Below are 19,974 nucleotides of genomic sequence, written 5' to 3' on the forward strand. Positions count from 1 at the left end.
ATCAAAATTACTATATTTATATAATATATTTTTTATTTTCAATATCTTACCAATTAAGTTTCTATATATCAAAATCGAACAAGTTATTTGTAGAATATTCATTTATTGATATATGATGAGCCAATATTTAGAAACTGTTTCAAAACATAATTCTATTGTTCAGCGAGCAAGTTCAAGGAAGGAATGATGCTGAATTCAGTTTTCTAAACCCGATATCTGGAAATTATTTCCGCCCCAAAATTGTATTTTGACCCATTGGTTGGCAATGCCTGACTCTTTTGTAAGATAGGCGTTTCCTATTTTAGGATGTATCTATGAAAAAATTATTTAGTGTTCTGTTCAGCGCATCTGTTCTAACACTGACTGCATGTAATAAAGAACCTGCAAAAACTGAAAATACAGCATCAGCTAAAGACAAAACTGAGTCAGTTCGAACTATTAAACTGGTTTCAACAGGTTCAGACACTGACGTATGGAAATACGTTGCAACGCTTCCTGAAACTGCTCAAGCGGGCATTAAACTTGAAGTTACTAACCTAACTGATTATGTTGTATTGAATACATCTGTAGCAAGTGGCGAACAAGATGTAAATGCGTTCCAGTCATTTAACTATTTGGCAGCTTATAACTCTTCAAATACAGCTAAAGTTGCTGCTGTTGCGACAACTTACTTAGAGCCAATGGGTATTTATGCAAATAAAGTTAAATCTGTTGAAGAGTTCCCACAAGGCGCAACTATCGCGATTCCAAATGATACTGCCAATGAAGCGCGCGCTTTAACATTATTACAGTCTGCTAAACTGATTAAACTCAAACCAGACTTTGATCCTGTAAAAGGGACGACCAATGACGTCGTTGAAAACCCTAAAAACTTACAATTAAAACCAATTCAAATGACTACTGCAGTTCGTGTTAAAAACGATGTAGACGCAATTGTGTTGGGTAATACATTGGCACTTGAGGGTGGCCTCAATGTAATGAAAGATTCTATCTTCCGTGAGCCTATTGACCAGTCTACAAAGCTTTATGTGAATTTGTTGGGTGTTGCTGAAGCGAACAAAAACGACCCGATCTATACAAAACTGGGTGAACTTTACCACTTACCTAAAGTTCAAAAGTTTGTGAGCGAAAAATTCGGTGGAACAAAAGTTGAAGTGAACAAACCTGTTTCTGAATTTGCAGACATCAAATAAGTAATTTTTTGATTTAAACAAATTTAAGAAAACAAAGCTCTGAAATTCTCAGAGCTTTGTGGTTTTTGAAATAAGTAAAATAATTAATAAGAAGTCTAAAATAAAGTCAATTTCTAAATTGCCTGAATAGTTCCAAAAATATAAGATGAGAATATCTTTAGAAAAATACATTAGCAGCTGCAGTATGGACATTTTTGAGTTTGTCAGTAGTTATAAGAACCATCCAGTTTTATTTGTTGGTACAGGTTTAAGTCTTAGATATTTAAACAACTCTTTTAATTGGGAAGGATTATTGAAGCATGTAGCTATAGATCTTTATGGTACTGATGAAAGATTTTATGATATGAAAAATAAAGTACATAAAACTCATGATGGTTCATATGATCTTATGCAATTAGCTCAGTTGCTTGAAGTAGAGTTTAATGAGCTTGTAGCTAAAGATAGGGATGGTAAGTTTAAGGAGATTAATGATCTTTTTTATCAAGCTAGTCGTGAAAATAAATCATTAAGTCGCTTTAAAATTTATGTAAAAAATCTGCTATCAACTTTAGATTATAAAGAAAGCATGCTTTCAGAGATCGAAAGTTTTAAGAAAATTTCAAAGAATATTTCTTCTGTTGTAACAACAAATTATGATCGCATGATTGAGGATTTAATTCAGTTTCAACCTTTAATTGGTAATGAGATTTTATTAAGTAATCCGTATGGTTCTATTTATAAAATTCATGGTTGTGTAAATTATCCTGAAAAAATTATTTTAACAGAGAATGATTATAAAAACTTTGCAGAAAGATATGAGCTAATTAGAGCTCAACTCATTTCTTTATTTGTTCATAATCCAATTATTTTTCTTGGCTATAGTGTTGGTGATGATAATATTAAAGAAATTTTAAGTACAATTTATAAATATGTTGAGATTAACTCCCCCCAAGCTGAAGAAATTAGAAAGAACTTTTTACTTGTTGAATATGAGCCAAGTTCTGATTCATTAGAAATACAAGATCATGATATTTCTATAAATGGTTCTATGATTAGAATTAATAAAGTAAAAACTGATGATTATGTGAGTCTTTATAGAGCGATAGAGGAACTTTCATTACCAGTTTCTGCACTTGAAGTTAGAAAAGTTTTAGAGGTAGTTAGAGAAATTGTTGCAGGTGGTACTGTTAAAGTTAGCGTTGCAGATGGGTTAGATACATTAAAAAATTCAGATAAAGTATTAGCAATTGATTCTAAAGAGAAAGTTGAATATCTTTATAAATATAATAATACAGCTCAACTAGTAAGTGAATATTTTGACCTTATTGCAAATAAAAAGGATAACGTCATTATATTAATTGATGAAATGGGTGTCCCAAGTAATCAATGGTTCCCTGCATATGGTTTTAGTTCAATATGTCCTGCATTAAAATGTGCGGAAGAATTAAAAAAATCTCAAGCAGATAAAATTAAAGATTATTGTGAAAAATCTAAAAAAGAACGTTATGAGAGTTTCAAGGCCACTACTATAGATAGTATTTTACAGACTGATGAGATTAGAAAAACTTATAAATTAGAGGCTATATTCTATTTTGTTTTGAATGATATTATTTCTTTAGATGATCTAAAAAAATATATTGATAGTTTTCCAGATGATCGTAGTTCAGAATATAGAAAGCTATTGTGTCTATATGATCTTAAGAAATATGCTTAAGAAAAGTTAAGATCTTCAATTAATTGTGGGGGATCTATTTCAACAATAGTTTCCCACTCACTATAAAATAAACGGAAAAGCGGCTACTAACTGGATGGGAGTCACTTTTTAAAAGGTAGATTTTACCTCACTCACTTGATTCACTAAAACTACTCCTTCCTTTTATAAACCCCCATTTAACAATAGCTCACTCATTATTTATCCTTACTTTTTAATGATCTAATTTAAAACAAATGTCATTTTGTGTGCTTGACTGCAATAGAACAGAGCACTATTCTTTGCCTGCTGGCCACATTGCCAGCCGGTTTTAGCAGACCGTGTATTATCTCCCGCATCAGAGCTTTTCCTTCTGAGGAATAGTCTTGTGTGGTGAACTACTCGTCCCTTTCCCGTAGCGGTAGGACGGGAGAGGGACACCTTCGGGTGTGCTAGTTTGAGATAATACTAGTCTGCTAACCCTTTCTCGTTCTGCCACCATAATTCTATAAATGTCTGGCAGAACTCCCAATAAAAAGGAGTTGGCTTTGCACATTCTTAATTTCTTGGCAGCCTTTGCCAAAGTCTATATCGACACAACTTAAACTTTTAAAGCAGTTTGATGGCCATTGGGCTTTTCAGGCTTTAAATCGTCACGACCAAAAACTTAATCAACAATAAAACTTGAGATGTGCAAAACACAGTCTTTATGGCTTTGCTATGCCTTTTTTTCTCCCCAAAAAAGTATCTCATTTATCTACAACAATAATTTTATAACGGTAAAACTATGCCACATTTAGTGATCTCCCCACGTGCCATACTAGTCGTAAATAAATCAATTGATCTGTTTCACCATCACGGATTTCATACGGTTGGAGTCGACAGACTTGTGAAAGAGTCTCAAATTCCAAAAGCGACTTTTTATCATTACTTTCACTCTAAAGAACGGTTCATTGAAATCTGCATGATTGTGCAAAAAGAACGTTTAAAAGAAAAAGTAGTTTCAATGGTTGAGTACACCAGTCAAACAAGTGTGGTGGATAAACTTAAGAAACTTTATGTCTTACACACCGATTTGGAGGGGCTTTACTATCTATTATTTAAAGCAATTTTTGAAATCAAACTGACCTATCCAAAAGCTTATATCACCGCAATGAGATATAGAACATGGTTGCTTAATGAAATCTATAGTCAGTTAATAAAACTAAAAAAAGATGCTTCCTTTCAGGACGCCAAATTATTTTTATATATGATTGAGGGGACTATTATTCAGCTTTTAAGCTTGGGTCAAGTAGGGAATAGAGAGATGATATTAGACTGTTTTTTGAAGCAGTTTAAATAGGATTCAAAGTCCGCATTTTAAATGCATGCCAAATTAAAGGCTTCCATCTATTTATAAAAAAAGAACAAATAGGATGAAAGCCTAAAATCTGAATTACAATTTAGAATGTATTTTGAATAATTACATCGTCGTAAGGAAGTTTGCCTACACGTGGGTAAGGCTGAGATGCTGACTTACCAACTGCAATCATTAAACACACCACGTGATCTTCAGGTAAGTTAATGAGCTTTGCCATTGCATCAAAGTCAAAACCGTCCATAGGGCAACTGTCTAAACCATGCTCTTGAGCAAGTAACATTAAAGTTTGAGCAAAAATGCCCGCACTACGCATCACTTCGTCACGTTGGGTTTGTGGACGATCACGGTAATATTGGTCAATTGCGCCAGCCATAATATTTTGAACTTCTGGAGTTGCACCATCCCACACACGCTTAGCATCAACTTCCCATGTATTTACTTTTGCACACAACACAATCAGTAATGATGACTCTGTAACTTGTGGTTGATCCCAAGCAATGGTGCGAATTTTTTGTCTTAACTCAGTATCTTCAATGATGACTGGACGCCAATGTTGTAAGTTAAAAGCGCTTGGTGCATTGGCTAAAACTTCTTGTAATAACTGCTTTTTGTTATCTTCAGAAAGTTGAAAAGCAGGGTCGAAGCGTTTAACTGCGCGGCGGTTACGGATGGCATCAATAACATTCATAAGATTTTCCTACTTAAGAGTTGGGTAGCGGTACTCGTTAGTTTTTATAACGTTGGGCTACATCAGCCGAAGAAAAGTTTGGTAGTAATGTGATACGTGATTTTTCAAAATTATTCCATTGATTTTCGTCTTTCAGCACAGGAATTGTGATTGTTTCTTTACGATCAAAACCAACCAGAGCCGCATCGACCAAATCATTGACATCCATTAATGGTGGGACTTGGCTTAAGTCGATGCCAGAACGTTCCCAAATTTCGGTTTTAGTAGCAGAAGGCAATACGGCTTGAACATGCACGCCATGATCTTTTAATTCTAAATATAAGCCTTGGCTAAAAAATTGGATGAAAGATTTACTTGCACCATAAATGGTAGAACCTAATTCAGGGGCTAATCCAAGCACAGAGCCTAAATTAATAATGGCACCTTTACCTTTATGTATAAGTGATTGCGAAATTGCATGAGACAAACGAACAACTGCAGTCATATTTAAAGTAATGAGTTTTTCAATATCTTTAATATCTTGAGTTAAAAAGGTTCCGTTTAGTGCAATGCCAGCGTTATTTACCAAAATTTCAATATCAGCATCGTTTTTGAGTACATCTTCAATCTTACTAATGTCTTGATCATTTGATAGATCGGCTTGAATGAACTCGACTTGTACGCCGTATTTTTCTTGAAGATCTTTTGAGATTTTATCTAGGCGGTTTGTGTCTCGTGCAACCAAGATTAAGTTATGGCCACGTTGAGCAAATCGGTCTGCATAGACAGAACCAATTCCTGACGAAGCTCCTGTAATAAGTACTTTTGATTGAGCTGACATGTGATGTCTCCACGCTTTAATTTTTTAGATGATGATCATAATCTAAAATATATAATTTTTGATGTCAATCATAATCAATGTATAATTGTGACGAGTAGGGTGAGTAAAAGTGGGTAGACCAAAATGAAAGTCAGTAAAACTCAGGTAAAAGAAAACCGAGAAAAAATTGTCGAAAAGGCGACTCAACTGTTTCGTAACAAAGGCTACGACGGTGTCGGCATTGCTGAATTAATGTCTAGCGCAGGCTTTACTCACGGTGGGTTCTATAAACATTTCAGCTCTAAAACAGACCTTGTCTCAATTACTGTTAAACATGGGCTTGAGCAGGTTTTAAAAAGAATAGAAGGCTTAAACTTAACTCAATTTATTCAGCTTTATGTGTCTCGTACTCATCGAGACAATCGAGATTTGGGCTGTACCTTAACAGCGTTATCTTGTGATGCTGCAAGACAACCAGACGAAGTAAAAGTCGAATTTGAAGAGGGCATTGAGCAACTTATTCAGTTCATTATGAACGAACGTGCAAAACAAGTTTCTTTGGAAGCGCCAGAGTTGAGAAAGCAAGCTATTAATATTCTTGCTCAGTCTGTAGGGGCAATTGCCTTGTCTCGCGCATGCCCAGACCAATCTATCCTTAGCGATGAAATATTGGAAAGTTGTAAAGAGAGTCTTTTAAAGTTAGCCGATTAAACTTTTTTATCTCTCAAACTGGTTTGGCTAAGCTGAATTAACCTCGCAATATCCACTGTGCGCTCATAAATGAGTTCTGCTGCATGTTCGCAGGCTTGTTCTAATGTGATGGGGCCATTTGTTAGCGAAAAAGCAGCTGTAACACCGTGCTCATAAAGCGCTTGGTAGCCTTGGCCTAAAGTTCCTGCAATCACAATGACAGGGATGCCATGAGCTTTTGCAATTTGACTCACCCCAAAAACTGTTTTACCACTTAAGGTTTGTTGGTCAAATTTACCTTCGCCTGTAATGACCCAATCCGCGTTAGATACCTTATGGGTAAGCTGGTTGAGTTGGGCCACAACCTTAACTCCAGCCTTAAACTCAGCATTTAAGTAACTTTTGGCTGCAAAGCCTAAACCTCCTGCAGCACCAGAACCCGCTTCATCTCGTTTGTCGAAACCTAAAAGCTCCGCAGAGACATCGGCAAAATGGGCAAGAGCTGTATCGAGTAACTCTACTTGAGCAGGTGAAGCACCTTTTTGTGGACCAAAAATATGAGATGCGCCGTTTGGACCGCAAAGTGGATTGCTCACATCGGCAGCTAGTAAAAACTGCGTGTGCTGAATACGTGGGTCGAAATGTGTTAAATCAATTTTTGATAAGTTGCTTAGAGCGAGGCCACCTGCGGGTAAAACCTTTTGGTTGGCATCGTGCAAAACAGCACCTAAAGCACTCAGTAATCCTGTGCCGCCATCATTAGTAGCACTACCACCCACAGTTAAAATAATATCTTTTGCGCCTGCATCTAAAGCATCCAGAATGAGCTGACCTGTTCCAAACGTTGTGCTGTGGCAAGCATCACGCTCAGCCGGTGGAACTAGCTGTATGCCGCTCGCTTGAGCCATTTCAATCATGGCGATTTTTTGTTTTTCTAACCATCCCCATTTGGCTTGAACGGGCTGACCTAATGGCCCGACTACAGTTTTTTCACGCCATTCACCTTTACAGACCTCTAACACTGCTTCAATAGTTCCTTCACCACCATCTGCCATCGGACATAGAATCGTTTCTGCATGAGGAAAAACTTCTTGCCATCCTTTGGCAATGGCCTGAGCTACGTTTAAAGCAGATAAGCTGTCTTTAAATGAATCAGGGGCGATCACAACCTTCATAAATGCTCTAATGTGGATAGATTTTTAATTGTTTTATACTGTTTAATGCGAAAAAAACATAGATAAAGACATGTAAACATCAATTTTAAAAGGCTTTCAATCTGTTAAAAATAAAAGCCAATAATGTTTTGATCTGTAAAAGGCGGAGTTTCTATCTTTTTAACTCATTGTTTTATATGTTTTTCTATAAATAGCGCGGTTGGCCTAAATGATTGTAATTGTAAAAAATATGGCACATATTATAAGAACAGTTGAGCCAGCTTTTTAAAATATGGTGAATAACATACCAAGCGGACTCTACCCACAAGCTAGACAGCAGCGATTCTTGATATAAGCATAATTAAATTGTGGTTTTATTGGATCTGTTGAATGCCTAAGAAGAAATAAGAGGATGAAAAAGTGGATAATTCAGAAGAACAAAAGCATATACAGGAAAATAACGGTTTTGCGCGAATTGAGCCATATACTCATCCTGCTGGCGGGTGGGGCGCACTGCTAAGTGTTGCTCGAAACTTAAAGCGACAAGATATTTTAGGTAAAGGTTCAATTACCTTACTCAACATTAACCAACCTACAGGTTTTGACTGTCCCGGCTGTGCATGGCCAGAAAAGAAAGATGCTCACGCATTTAACTTCTGTGAAAATGGTGCAAAAGCAGTTGCCTTTGAAGCAACCAGTAAAACAGTGACTCCTGAATATTTCGCAGGGCATACCGTCAGTTGGTTATCAGAACAAAGTGACTTTTTCCTCGAAGACTTAGGCCGCTTAACAGACCCAGTTCGCTACGATGCTGCAACCGATAAATATGTGCCTATTTCATGGGACGATGCATTTAAACTCATTGCTCAACATTTACATGCGCTAGACAACCCAGACCAAGCGGCATTTTATACCTCTGGCCGGGCCAGTAACGAAGCAGCATTTTTATATCAATTGTTTGTGAGAAGCTTTGGTACAAATAACTTTCCAGACTGCTCGAACATGTGTCATGAAACCACAAGTGTTGGCTTACTTGACTCGATTGGTTTAGGAAAAGGCACAGTCACCCTAGAAGACTTTGACGTAGCCGATGCTATTTTTAGTTTTGGTCATAACCCCGGAACCAACCATCCACGTATGTTAGGTACTTTGCGTGAAGTATCTAAACGTGGCGGCAACATTATTGCGATTAACCCAATTAAAGAGCGCGGCTTAGAGCGTTTCCAAGACCCGCAAGCACCGCTTGAAATGATGACCAACGGCAGTACGCCAATTAGTCGTTATTATTTCCAACCTAAAATTGGGGGCGACTATGCACTCATGTTAGGGATGTTAAAGCACTTAAATGAGTGGGATAAAAAAGCACTTGCCTCAGGTAAACCAAGCGTTTTTGACCGAAACTTTATCGCGGTGAATACCGTTGGTTTTGATGAAATGATTGCTGAGGTTGAAAGAACTGAATGGGCAGATATTTATAAACACTCAGGGTTATCGCCTGAACATTTAGAAAAACTCGCCAAACTCTTTTTAGAATCAGAGCGTTCAATTTTCTGTTGGGGAATGGGTATCACGCAACACCGCCACGGCACAGCTAACGTACATATGCTGGCAAATTTATTGTTGGCGCGTGGACAAATTGGCAGACCGGGTGCAGGGCTTTGTCCGGTTCGTGGGCACAGTAACGTGCAAGGCGACCGAACCATGGGCATTAATGAACTACCTAGCCCTAAATTACTCGACAACATTGATCGCGTATTTGGAATTAAATCACCGAGAAAAAATGGGCATGGTGTCGTTGAAACTATTAAAGCCATGGCAGAAGGTGAGGTCAAAGTCTTTATTGGTTTGGGTGGGAACTTTGCAGTTGCAACGCCAGATACGCCGTATACCCAAGAAGCACTTAGAAAGTGTAATTTAACCGTTCATGTCGCAACCAAGTTAAACCGTAGCCATTTGGTGTGTGGTAAAGATGCACTAATTTTGCCATGTTTAGGTCGTACCGAAATTGATGAGCAGCTTCATGGCCCACAGGCAATTTCAGTTGAAGATTCAATGAGTAATATTCATTTGTCAGCAGGACGTAACGCTCCAATTTCTGACAATATTTTGTCTGAACCAGATATTGTCGCCCGAATGGCTGAAGCAGTACTTCCAGACAGCCAAATTAAATGGAAATGGTATATCGAAAGCTACGACCGTATTCGTGATTCAATTGCCGATGTGTTTGATGAGTTCCATGACTTTAATTTACGTGTCTATAAACCGGGTGGATTCCATCTAGAGCATCCAGCCAATCAGCACATCTGGAATACAAAAAGTGGTAAAGCGCAGTTTATGATTACACCGCTGAGTGAGGTCTATGCCGATAAAGAAAATCAGTACGCTGCGGCATATACCGACAGTAAGGTTTATACCTTAATGACTACTCGTTCTCATGACCAATACAACACCACTTTATATGGTCTAGATGACCGCTACCGCGGAGTGTTTGGGCAACGCCGTGTGTTATTTATGAACCAAGCTGATATTGATGAAGCTGGTTTTGAAGCAAACCAATGGGTTGATATTGAAAGTGTTTTCTCGGACGGTGTAAAACGTATCGTGCATAGTTTCCGTATTGTGCCGTACAACATTCCGCGAGGCAGCTTGGCCGCTTACTATCCGGAAACCAATCCTTTGGTGGCGTTAAGCAGTCATGATAAATATGCCAAGATTCCTGCTTCAAAAAGTGTTCCTGTGATTTTGCATCCCGGAAATGCGCCAGAGCATTTTAACTTGGCAACGGCAGTTGCGCCTGAAGACGCTGATAAGAAAGTAAGCAACCTTTAATCAAAGGCAATATTAAAAAATGTCATCCAAACAAATGGCGCTCTAAACAAGCGCCATTTTGAAATAAAGGAAATAATTTTGACACCACATTCCTATGGGGTTGAAACATTACCAGTACAGCGGTTTAACAAAACCGACTCTGAAAATGTTTTAGATCATATTGTGCAAGAGTACCCAATTGCCTTGGTGTATAACGGCATCTCGCATGCGGTGATGATGGCGACACCGACCGATGTAGAATTATTTGCCAAAGGTTTTAATCTCTCGGAAGGAATTTTAACCAGCTTAAAAGAGCTATATGCGCTTGATGTACATCAAAATGAATTGGGCATTACGGTTGAAATGACTATTTCATCGAGAGCATTTGCTGCCTTAAAAGAACACCGCCGCATGATGGTAGGCCGTACAGGGTGTGGTTTGTGTGGAATTGAGAGTTTAGAGCAGTTTCAGTTAGACGTTCCTAAAATTACAACGCATGCATCAAAAATATGGCTTGAGCAAATTCCGAGTGCCATTTCCCACTTAAAAGCCCAGCAAGAAATTACCGCTTTAACGGGTGGCGCACATGCCGCAGCATGGGTGGTTGATGGTCACATCGTCGCTTTATTTGAAGATGTTGGCCGCCATAATGCCCTAGACAAATTACTCGGTTATTTAGCGCAAGAAAACTACGACACCAGTTTAGGTTTTGTGGTGATGACCAGTCGGGCAAGTTATGAACTGATACGAAAATGTGCCCAGCTGAATATAAGTCTACTGGCGTCAATTTCAGCGCCTACCAGCATGGCTATTCAATTAGCCAAACAATCTGGCCTGACTTTGGCGAGTTTTTGTAGGGGAGATAGATTTGTTTTATATACAGAAATTTAAAATATATTGTTCAAGGTGATGGACCTAAAATAAAGCTCATCTGACATTTCTTTGGCTTTTAAGCTAAGGATAGGTTTTATGGATTATTATAAAACTCTAAAGGTTCAGAGTCTGTCCAAATGTCTTGGTTACAATCAATAAAAGAATGGGCAAAAGGTCTAAAGAAGCAAATTATTATGCTTTGGTTTGCCTCAAGGCATCCTCAAATGCCGTGGTTACCCAAAATTATTGCTGTGGTGGCTGTGGCTTACGCGTTTAGCCCCATCGACTTAATTCCCGATTTTATTCCTATTTTGGGCTTTATTGATGATGCCATCATTTTACCAATGCTGATTTGGTTAGCAGTTCGTTTTACACCTCAACAAGTCATTTTCGATGCTGAACAACAAGCTGAAGAATGGCTGGATGAACATGAAAAACGACCAAAAAACTATTTGGTTGCCGTACTCATTATTTTAATTTGGCTCACACTCGCTGTCATGGCTTACTTTTATTTTGGTGGTGGGTTGTGACTAAACTGAGTCTTGAGACCCTGTACTAATTTATACCCTTAACATTGTGCTTTGCTACAACTCAAAGGATAATAACGTTTTTATAAGCTATGGGTTGCAGACAATGAAAATCGTCGCAGATGAAAATTTGGCATTTACCGATTACTTTTTTTCTGAGTTTGGCGATATTCAACACAAAGCAGGGCGCACTTTAACCCATGCAGATGTAAAAAATGCTCAAGCTTTACTGGTCCGCTCGGTTACTGCAGTTAACTCAAGTTTAATTGAAAACACTGCATTAAAATATGTGGGCAGTGCCACAATCGGGACCGATCATTTAGATATTACAGCGTTAGAAAAACAAGGAATTACTTGGGCAAATGCGGCTGGTTGTAATGCCCAAGCGGTTGCTGAATATGTCATTACAGCTTTACTTCATTTAGATGCGAACCTTTTAGAACAACAAGAAAAATTTACCCTAGGCATTGTTGGCCTTGGCAACGTCGGTAAGCGTTTGGTCTATATGGCTCAGTTACTTGGTTGGAATGTAATTGGATTTGACCCATATGTGAAACTAGACGCAATTGAAAACGTAAGCTTAGAAACTCTGTTGCAACAAGCCAACGCAATTTCAATTCATGTGCCGCTGACCAAAAACGGTGAACATCCGACATATCATTTGTTTGATGAAAAAGCTTTTGCAGCACTTCAACCTGACACGATTTTAATTAATAGTGCACGTGGTCCAGTCGTGAAAGAAGCTGCTTTAATGGAGGATATTCATCGTACCCAGCGTAAAGTGGTGCTTGATGTATTTGAGCATGAACCAGTCATATCAGAAGAACTTATAGACATGTTGGCTTTAGCAACACCGCATATTGCTGGTTATAGCCTTGAAGGAAAAGCCCGCGGTACACAAATGATTTATGAAGCTTTTTGTCAAAAGTTTGGATACGACATTAATAAGCGTTTTGAAACTCAGCTACCTGCATGCGAAGACTATTTTTCAGGACATGATTTAAAAGCAGTGTTAAAGCAAAAGTTAGCTCAGATTTATGATATTGCTCAAGATGATGCCAACATCCGTGCCTGTATTAAAGATGGCAAAGTAGAGCAAAAAGCATTTGATTTATTACGTAAAAATTATCCGCTGCGCCGTGAATGGGCAGCACATGGGGGACCACAGGCATGAGTTTAAGTTATCAACCTACTTGTTCAATTGATGCCTTAAAAGCACGTGCCAAGCTCTATAGCCAAATTCGTCAGTTTTTTGCTGAACGTGATGTCATGGAAGTCGAAACACCAATCGTTTCACAAGCAGGTGTCACCGATGTACATTTAGCTTCGGTTCAGGCTTTGCGTCATATTAATGGCAAATTGCAAACTCAATATTTACAGACTTCACCAGAGTTTGCCATGAAGCGTTTATTGGCGAGCGGTAGTGGGCCGATTTATCAAATCTGTAAGGTGTTCCGAGATGATGAACACGGGCGTAAACACAACAGTGAATTTACCATGCTTGAATGGTATCGCCCCGGTCTAGACTTAAAAGCGTTAATGCATGAAACAGCCGATTTATTGCAAACCTGTTTGCAGCATCGTTTTGGTGAAGTTCGTCCGTTTATTCTAAGTTATAAACATGCCTTTCAAGATCGTCTTGATATCAACCCTTTGCAGGCAACCTTGAAACAACTCAAAGATACCGCAAATCGTGTGGGATTAAATCTCGACTTGGGCGATGATCGCCTAGCTTATATGGATTTGTTATTTTCTCATTTTGTTGAACCAAGTTTGGGTTTTGATGCTCCAGTTTTTTTAACTGACTTTCCACCAGAAATGGCCTCTTTGGCAAAAGTGAAAGTAGATGAAGATGGGGAAGAGGTCGCGGCGCGTTTCGAGGTTTATATTGAAGGCTTAGAGCTAGCCAATGCCTACGATGAATTACTCGATGCAGATGTGTTACGTTCACGCTTTGAAGCAGATAATGCAGAGCGAGCTAAGCAAGGGCTTCATGTTATGCCTTTAGATGAGCATCTGTTAGCAGCATTGCCTCATATGCCGGAATGCTCAGGTATTGCTTTAGGTGTAGACCGTTTACTCATGGTTGCAATGGATCAGGTCAAAATTGAAAAAGTAGTGACCTTTCCTGCAGAAATTGCTTAAAAGCTGACAAATAAAAAAGCCACAATATTGTGGCTTTTTTATTTAGGGTTTATTCAGCTTAAGCTTGTTGAATACCTGCAACAACCCAGTCTTGTTGAGAGCCAGCAGGCTTAACAAAGTGCCAGATTTCGGTAAACGGTTGTGGCAAGCTGTTTAGGTCTTCACTTACTGTACCAGTGAAACGTACACTTACTACGTATTGACCATTTTCAGTCGCACTGTCTACAACCATCGCATTCAAGTTACTAAATTCAGCAACGTCTTGATCTTGGTTTTCCATGATGTCGTTATACATAGAACTATAAAGTTCTGGTGTTAAGTAACGGCGAATTTCTTCAATGTTACTTGCAGTATTCATCGATTGGATGTGATTAAAACGTTGACGTGCAATACGTAAGAACGCAGCTGGTTCACTACCATCTGGAAGTTGATTGCCATTGCTCGTGGTTACACCACCAAAAGGTGCTTGCGTTGCTGCACCGCCACCCACAGATTGACCAAAGATATTTGTATTATCGCCAGCATTACGTGGAGCTGCTTGTGGCGCAGCAGAACGGCCAAATGGGTTTTGACCGTTACTATTTGGTGCGTAAGGGTTGTTACCTGCTAATTTTTTTTTTGATCCCAATTTACGGAATACAAAGAAAGCAAGAGCTGCGGCAAGCAATACCCAAATCCAACCTGGGATTCCACCTTTTTTCTCTTCTTGAGCTTGCGCCTGAGTGGCTTGCTGCTCAGTTGATGTCGGTTTGTCATCAGCTAAAGCATTTGCTGCAACAGCACCTACGGCAGCACCAGCCACACCAGCTGCAACCATTGAACCAACGCCTGGACCAGATTTCTGAGGCGCTGTAGTGGTTTGTTGAACTGGAGTCACTTGACGAGGTTGTTGATAAGACTGGCTTGAAGTAGTCGAACGTGCCATACCGTGGCTTTTACCACCACCTGCACGTTTAGCTTCAGCAAGAGGAGAAATTGCTAAAGCAGCCATTAAAATACCGGTAATCAAGCCACGCTGGTGTACTTCCATAGGAAATTCCTGTTTAAAGTTAATTTGTAATAGTATTTATGCAGGCTTTTACTCTAAATTTCAACTATAAAAGTATGTTTTTTTATGTCAATTCATCACTGAGTTGCATAGCTTCTGTCAATGCTTCATGCAAGCGCGCAACAGCAATAACTTGTACGCCTGGAATTGCCTTTTGAGGGGCGTTTCCTCTTGGTAAAATGACATATTTAAAGCCATGTTTTGCTGCTTCTTTTAAGCGCTCCTGACCGTTAGGAACAGGGCGAATTTCACCAGAAAGACCAACTTCACCAAAAACTGCAAGCTGTTGGGGCAACGCTTTAGTACGTAAACTTGAAGCACATGCAAGTAAAACAGCCAAATCAGAACCTGTTTCGGTAATTTTTAAGCCACCTACAATGTTGACGTATACATCTTGTCCAGTGGTTTGCACCCCACCATGACGATGCATTACAGCAAGCAACATGTTCAAACGGTTTTGTTCAAGACCAAGTGCAACACGTCGTGGTTGTCCTTGAGCATCATCAACTAAAGCTTGTACTTCGACCAAAAGAGGGCGAGTTCCTTCACGGCTAATCATGACAATTGAACCGGGAATCGCTTCATCATATCGACTTAAGAAAATAGCGGAAGGATTGGCCACTTCACGTAAGCCTTTATCAGTCATGCCAAATACGCCAAGTTCATTCACTGCACCAAAACGGTTTTTAACAGCACGAATCATGCGATAGCGAGAATCCGATTGACCTTCAAAGTAAAGTACGCAGTCCACCATATGCTCTAAAACACGCGGACCTGCCAGTGCACCTTCTTTGGTCACATGGCCAACAATGAATAGCGCTGTGCCACTATTTTTTGCATAACGGGTTAATAAAGCAGCAGATTCACGAATTTGTGAAACACCACCCGGAGCAGATTGGAGAGTTTCTGTATAAAGTGTTTGAATCGAATCTAGAATAGCGACTACAGGTTTTTCTTGTTCTAAAACCTCACAAATGCGTTCTACACAGGTTTCAGCCATGACTTTTAATTGGTCAGTTGGCAGATCAAGACGTTGCGCACGAAGCGCCACCTGAGATAAAGATTCCTCACCCGTAATATAAAGTGCAGAGCTTTTTGCGCTTGCCATGTGCGTTGCGGTTTGCAAAAGAATGGTTGATTTACCAATACCGGGGTCACCACCAATCAGCACCACAGAACCTGTCACCAAACCGCCGCCAAGCACTCGGTCAAATTCGCTAATGCCTGTAGGTAAGCGGGTTTCATGAGAAACGGAAACTTTATTTAGTGTTGTAATATTAGCAACTTGTCCAGCATAGCCCCCAATTTTAGGACGTGCACGGTGAGCAGTGGTTGGCTCAAGTTTAACTTCAGTCAGAGAATTCCATTCACCACACTCTGAGCATTGACCAGCCCATTTAAGATGATCGGCACCACATTGCTCGCAACGGTAAACAGTTTTGACTTTGCTCATAAAAAATTGAAATTTTGCTCAATATTATATAAATATAGTTCTTAGGAAGTTCTTCGTTCTTGTTTCCAGAAATTATCATAAAAGATAATGAGGAAATTTGAAGGGATCTTTTAAGGAACTAATAAGGGAAAGACACCAAAAATAACACGATATTGGATTTTTACAAGTCAGATAAAGTTTGTTTTCAGTGGATATAAAAAATCTAATCTATTCCCCAAGGACGGTGTTTTTACTGGAGTATGTATCTAGCTGTTTATTATAGATATGGCATGGATATTGCTGAAGTGAAAACGAACAAAATAATATGAGTATTGTATTTTAAAAATACAAAAGGTTGATATCTATGAGTGCAGCAGAAATTGTTGATTGGATTAATGGCATTATTTGGAGTAAGGCACTTATTTACCTGTGCTTAGGCGCGGGTTTATTTTTTTCTATTTTGACAAGATTTGTTCAAGTGCGTCAAATGAAGGAAATGGCCAGACTATTAATAAAAGGTACTTCTTCAGAACAGGGGATTTCATCATTTCAAGCCTTAGCTGTTTCATTATCGGGACGAGTAGGTGTAGGTAATATTGCGGGTGTAGCGGCAGCAATTGGCTTTGGTGGGCCCGGTGCTGTCTTTTGGATGTGGTTGGTTGCATTTTTAGGAGCAAGCACGGCATATGTAGAATCAACTTTAGGTCAAATCTATAAAGTCGAATATCAAGGGCAATATCGTGGTGGTCCTGCTTTTTATTTTGACAGAGGGCTAGGACAGCGTTGGTTAGGCATCGTATTTGCTATAGCAGCAATTATTTCTTGTGGTTTGTTCTTACCGGGAATTCAAGCAAATGCAGTAGGTAAGGCATTTACACAAATTACAGGTGAAGGGGCAATTATTTTTGGTGATATTGGCCTGTTTAAAATTGTAGCACTTGTGGTGATTGTTGGTTTACTCGCTATCATTATTTTTGGTGGTATTAAACGGATTGCACGTTTTGCTGAATTCGTTGTTCCTTTTATGGCAGCTGGTTATATTCTAATGGCTGTTGTTATTGTGATTGCGAATATTCACGAGCTACCTGGTGTAATCAAATTAATTTTTGAAGATGCTTTTTCTCCTATGGCGGGTCTTGGTGCTGCAATCGGTTGGGGGGTAAAACGTGGTGTTTATTCAAATGAGGCAGGGCAAGGAACAGGGCCACACGCAGCAGCTGCAGCAGAAGTTCAACACCCAGCTCAACAAGGTTTTGTACAGGCATTCTCGATTTATGTCGATACATTATTCGTCTGCTCTGCAACAGCATTTATGATTTTAATTACAGGTATGTATAACGTACAAGGTACATTAGAAGCTGGTCATTTTATTGTACAAAATGTTGGCGCTACTGTGGAACTAGGTTCCCCTGCTTTTACCCAAATGGCAGTGAGTACAATGTTTGGTAATTTTGGCCAAATCTTCGTGGCGTTGGCTGTGTTCTTCTTCGCTTTTACAACAATCGTTGCGTATTACTATATTGCTGAAACTAACATTACTTATCTAAGCTATATTACTAAATCTCCATCGTTATTATTTGTGACTAAGTGCTTTATTATTCTCTCTGTATCTTATGGGGTTTTAAGTGCAACCGGTTATATATGGGGTATTGGTGATATTGGTGTCGGTTTAATGGCATGGATTAATATTGTCGGAATTATTGTGACTTATTTTGTATGGAAGCCAACAATTAAAGCTCTTAAAGATTATGAAGCGCAGCAAAAAGCTGGAGTAACAGAGTACACATTTGACCCTGTTAAATTAGGAATTAAAAATGCGACATTCTGGGAAGAAAGATTGAAGAATAAACAAAAGTAAATTTTTCAAAAGATAAATTTATTTCCTGATCCTTAATCGAAAAGGCTATCTCACTGGTAGCCTTTTTATATATGCGAAAGTTAAGCAAGTACGACAAAAGTTGACTTGAGAGTCCGTTGTATTGCAGTGGGCTTGTGCGTATTATCGGCCCTAATTGTATGTAGCTTGGAATCATCAGCAATACAGACAAAATTGGTTAGCTGAAAAGTTGTCAAAAAATATACATTTAAAAGATACCTGCAAATGGTGCGATATCGTCTTTTTGATTTGAATTTAGCTAACGGACTAAAAAAATTACTGGAGTGTATTTATCAAATGTCGAATCAAAATCTGAGCGAGCCTCATGAACAAGGTGAGCTCCATCGAAGCCTCTCCAATCGGCATTTACAGCTGATCGCGATTGGTGGTGCAATTGGGACCGGATTATTTATGGGATCAGGCAAAACAATTAGCCTTGCTGGTCCGTCGATCTTATTCATTTATTTGATTATTGGTGTGATGGTGTTTTTTGTCATGCGTGCGCTTGGCGAATTACTTCTTTCAAACCTTGCCTATAAATCATTTATTGACTTCACAACAGATTTAATCGGTCCATGGGCAGGTTATTTTGTAGGGTGGACGTACTGGTTATGTTGGATCACGATTGGTATCGCTGACCTCTCTGCAATTATCTACTACTTACAGTTCTTCAATAATGGTTTACCTTTCTCGCCTGTCGAAGGGGCGATGATCAGTGTTGCCGCGATTGTATTTATTATGGGTTTAAACCTATTAACCGTACGTCTATTTGGTGAGTTAGAGTTCTGGTTTGCGCTCATTAAGATTCTTGCGATTATTATTTTAATCGCTGTGGGTCTATGGATGATCTTTACAGGCTTTACCTCAAGTACAGGTGAAGTTGCATCATTTACTCATCTTTGGGCTAACGGTGGCTTCTTCCCAACAGGTGTACATGGTTTCTTGGCAGGCTTCCAGATTGCAATCTTTGCTTTTGTTGGTGTGGAACTTGTGGGAACAACGGCTGCGGAAACGAAAGATCCAGCACGTAACTTACCAAAAGCAATTAACTCAATTCCAATCCGTATCATTATTTTCTACGTATTGGCATTGTTGATTGTGATGTCTGTAACACCTTGGAATAAAATTGATCCAGCGATCAGTCCATTTGTAAACTTGTTTAGTCAAGCAGGTGTGGCAGCAGCAGCCATCCTGATGAACTTGGTGGTATTGTCATCAGTGATGTCATCAATGAACAGTGGTGTCTTCTCAACAAGCCGTATGTTATTTGGTTTATCTCGTGAAGATCAGGGGCCAAAAGCTTTTGGTAAGCTTAACAGACGTGCAGTACCTGCAAATGCACTGTATTTCTCTGCTGCGTGTTTATTGTTAGGTGCAGCATTACAGTATTTTGTACCAAATACAGTTGAAGCATTTACGCTTGCAACAACACTTTCAACGATTCTCTTCATCTGCGTGTGGTTGCTTATTATTTGGAGTTACATCCGTTATTACACCACGCGTCCTGAACTGCATGCCAAATCAACATTTAAATTGCCGGGTGGCTTATTTACATGTTGGATCACGATTATTTTCTTTATTGGTATGATTTACGTATTGTCTTTAGAGCCAGACACTTTTAAAGCGCTTAAAGTCAGCCCAATTTGGTTTGTTATTTTGATCATTGGTTATTTCTTCTTCTATAAACCACGTCATAAAAAATAATTAAATTT

The 19,974-nt window shown here is 39.0% G+C and carries 16 protein-coding genes; 11 read left to right on the top strand and 5 right to left on the bottom strand.

Annotated elements, in window-relative coordinates; translation table 11 throughout:
• Positions 1 to 314: 314 nt before the first annotated feature.
• The 3 genes from ACTJJG_RS05985 to ACTJJG_RS05995 all read left to right on the top strand — a co-directional run bounded on the left by ACTJJG_RS05985 (position 315) and on the right by ACTJJG_RS05995 (position 4,204).
• A complete protein-coding gene (locus ACTJJG_RS05985; protein WP_002118503.1) occupies positions 315 to 1,193 on the top strand; it encodes a MetQ/NlpA family ABC transporter substrate-binding protein in 879 nt (292 codons plus the stop codon).
• A gap of 184 nt (positions 1,194 to 1,377) precedes the next feature.
• Entirely contained in the window at positions 1,378 to 2,886 is a 1,509-nt protein-coding gene (locus tag ACTJJG_RS05990) for an SIR2 family protein (protein ID WP_202724754.1), read from the top strand.
• A 763-nt stretch (positions 2,887 to 3,649) separates the two neighbouring features.
• Positions 3,650 to 4,204, top strand: coding sequence for a TetR/AcrR family transcriptional regulator (locus ACTJJG_RS05995; RefSeq protein ID WP_372552558.1), 555 nt, complete (start codon positions 3,650 to 3,652; stop codon positions 4,202 to 4,204).
• 100 nt (positions 4,205 to 4,304) lie between these two features.
• Here the strand turns inward: ACTJJG_RS05995 and ACTJJG_RS06000 are convergent, their stop codons facing one another.
• Together ACTJJG_RS06000 and ACTJJG_RS06005 are read right to left on the bottom strand one after the other, a co-directional pair.
• Positions 4,305 to 4,910, bottom strand: coding sequence for a nitroreductase family protein (locus ACTJJG_RS06000; protein WP_017385792.1), 606 nt, complete (start codon positions 4,908 to 4,910; stop codon positions 4,305 to 4,307).
• A gap of 37 nt (positions 4,911 to 4,947) precedes the next feature.
• The gene (locus ACTJJG_RS06005; protein ID WP_017385793.1) at positions 4,948 to 5,730 is read right to left on the bottom strand and encodes an SDR family NAD(P)-dependent oxidoreductase; all 783 of its coding nucleotides are present in this window, start codon (positions 5,728 to 5,730) and stop codon (positions 4,948 to 4,950) included.
• Positions 5,731 to 5,853: 123 nt separating this feature from the next.
• Between ACTJJG_RS06005 and ACTJJG_RS06010 the strand changes: the two genes are divergently transcribed.
• Positions 5,854 to 6,420, top strand: a complete 567-nt coding sequence (locus tag ACTJJG_RS06010; RefSeq protein ID WP_101664735.1) for a TetR/AcrR family transcriptional regulator — start codon at positions 5,854 to 5,856, stop codon at positions 6,418 to 6,420.
• Here the strand turns inward: ACTJJG_RS06010 and ACTJJG_RS06015 are convergent.
• Complete coding sequence (locus tag ACTJJG_RS06015; protein WP_372552557.1) at positions 6,417 to 7,574, bottom strand: glycerate kinase; 1,158 nt, start codon at positions 7,572 to 7,574, stop codon at positions 6,417 to 6,419. The two genes, ACTJJG_RS06010 and ACTJJG_RS06015, sit on opposite strands and share 4 nt — an antisense overlap.
• A gap of 399 nt (positions 7,575 to 7,973) precedes the next feature.
• Here ACTJJG_RS06015 and ACTJJG_RS06020 point away from each other — a divergent pair, with 399 nt between their 5' ends.
• The 5 genes from ACTJJG_RS06020 to epmA all read left to right on the top strand — a co-directional run bounded on the left by ACTJJG_RS06020 (position 7,974) and on the right by epmA (position 13,906).
• Positions 7,974 to 10,382 carry an FdhF/YdeP family oxidoreductase gene (locus ACTJJG_RS06020; RefSeq protein WP_002118434.1) on the top strand — a complete coding sequence of 803 codons (2,409 nt, stop codon included), beginning with the start codon at positions 7,974 to 7,976 and terminating at the stop codon, positions 10,380 to 10,382.
• A 78-nt stretch (positions 10,383 to 10,460) separates the two neighbouring features.
• The gene (fdhD, locus tag ACTJJG_RS06025; RefSeq protein ID WP_372552556.1) at positions 10,461 to 11,252 is read left to right on the top strand and encodes a formate dehydrogenase accessory sulfurtransferase FdhD; all 792 of its coding nucleotides are present in this window, start codon (positions 10,461 to 10,463) and stop codon (positions 11,250 to 11,252) included.
• A gap of 119 nt (positions 11,253 to 11,371) precedes the next feature.
• Positions 11,372 to 11,764 carry a YkvA family protein gene (locus ACTJJG_RS06030; RefSeq protein ID WP_002118768.1) on the top strand — a complete coding sequence of 131 codons (393 nt, stop codon included), beginning with the start codon at positions 11,372 to 11,374 and terminating at the stop codon, positions 11,762 to 11,764.
• Between the two features lie 103 nt (positions 11,765 to 11,867).
• Positions 11,868 to 12,935 (top strand): 4-phosphoerythronate dehydrogenase, encoded by a 1,068-nt coding sequence (locus ACTJJG_RS06035; RefSeq protein WP_002118412.1) that lies wholly within the window; start codon positions 11,868 to 11,870, stop codon positions 12,933 to 12,935.
• A complete protein-coding gene (gene epmA, locus ACTJJG_RS06040; protein ID WP_057062954.1) occupies positions 12,932 to 13,906 on the top strand; it encodes an EF-P lysine aminoacylase EpmA in 975 nt (324 codons plus the stop codon). The genes ACTJJG_RS06035 and epmA overlap by 4 nt, the downstream gene beginning before the upstream one ends.
• A 58-nt stretch (positions 13,907 to 13,964) precedes the next feature.
• Here the strand turns inward: epmA and ACTJJG_RS06045 are convergent, their stop codons facing one another.
• Both ACTJJG_RS06045 and radA read right to left on the bottom strand, forming a co-directional pair.
• Positions 13,965 to 14,936 carry a Tim44 domain-containing protein gene (locus ACTJJG_RS06045; RefSeq protein ID WP_002118912.1) on the bottom strand — a complete coding sequence of 324 codons (972 nt, stop codon included), beginning with the start codon at positions 14,934 to 14,936 and terminating at the stop codon, positions 13,965 to 13,967.
• Positions 14,937 to 15,018: 82 nt separating this feature from the next.
• Positions 15,019 to 16,407: a DNA repair protein RadA gene (radA, locus tag ACTJJG_RS06050; RefSeq protein WP_005073053.1), complete on the bottom strand. Its 1,389-nt coding sequence runs from the start codon at positions 16,405 to 16,407 to the stop codon at positions 15,019 to 15,021.
• A 343-nt stretch (positions 16,408 to 16,750) separates the two neighbouring features.
• Here radA and ACTJJG_RS06055 point away from each other — a divergent pair, with 343 nt between their 5' ends.
• On the top strand, positions 16,751 to 18,244 hold the full coding sequence (locus ACTJJG_RS06055) for an alanine/glycine:cation symporter family protein (protein ID WP_017399219.1): 1,494 nt from the start codon (positions 16,751 to 16,753) through the stop codon (positions 18,242 to 18,244).
• 315 nt (positions 18,245 to 18,559) lie between these two features.
• Positions 18,560 to 19,966, top strand: coding sequence for an amino acid permease (locus tag ACTJJG_RS06060; protein WP_014207418.1), 1,407 nt, complete (start codon positions 18,560 to 18,562; stop codon positions 19,964 to 19,966).
• Positions 19,967 to 19,974: the final 8 nt, after the last annotated feature.

Origin of the sequence: Acinetobacter sp. 22512, from assembly GCF_052044755.1 — a bacterium.
GTDB classification, from domain to species: Bacteria; Pseudomonadota; Gammaproteobacteria; order Pseudomonadales; family Moraxellaceae; genus Acinetobacter; species Acinetobacter pittii.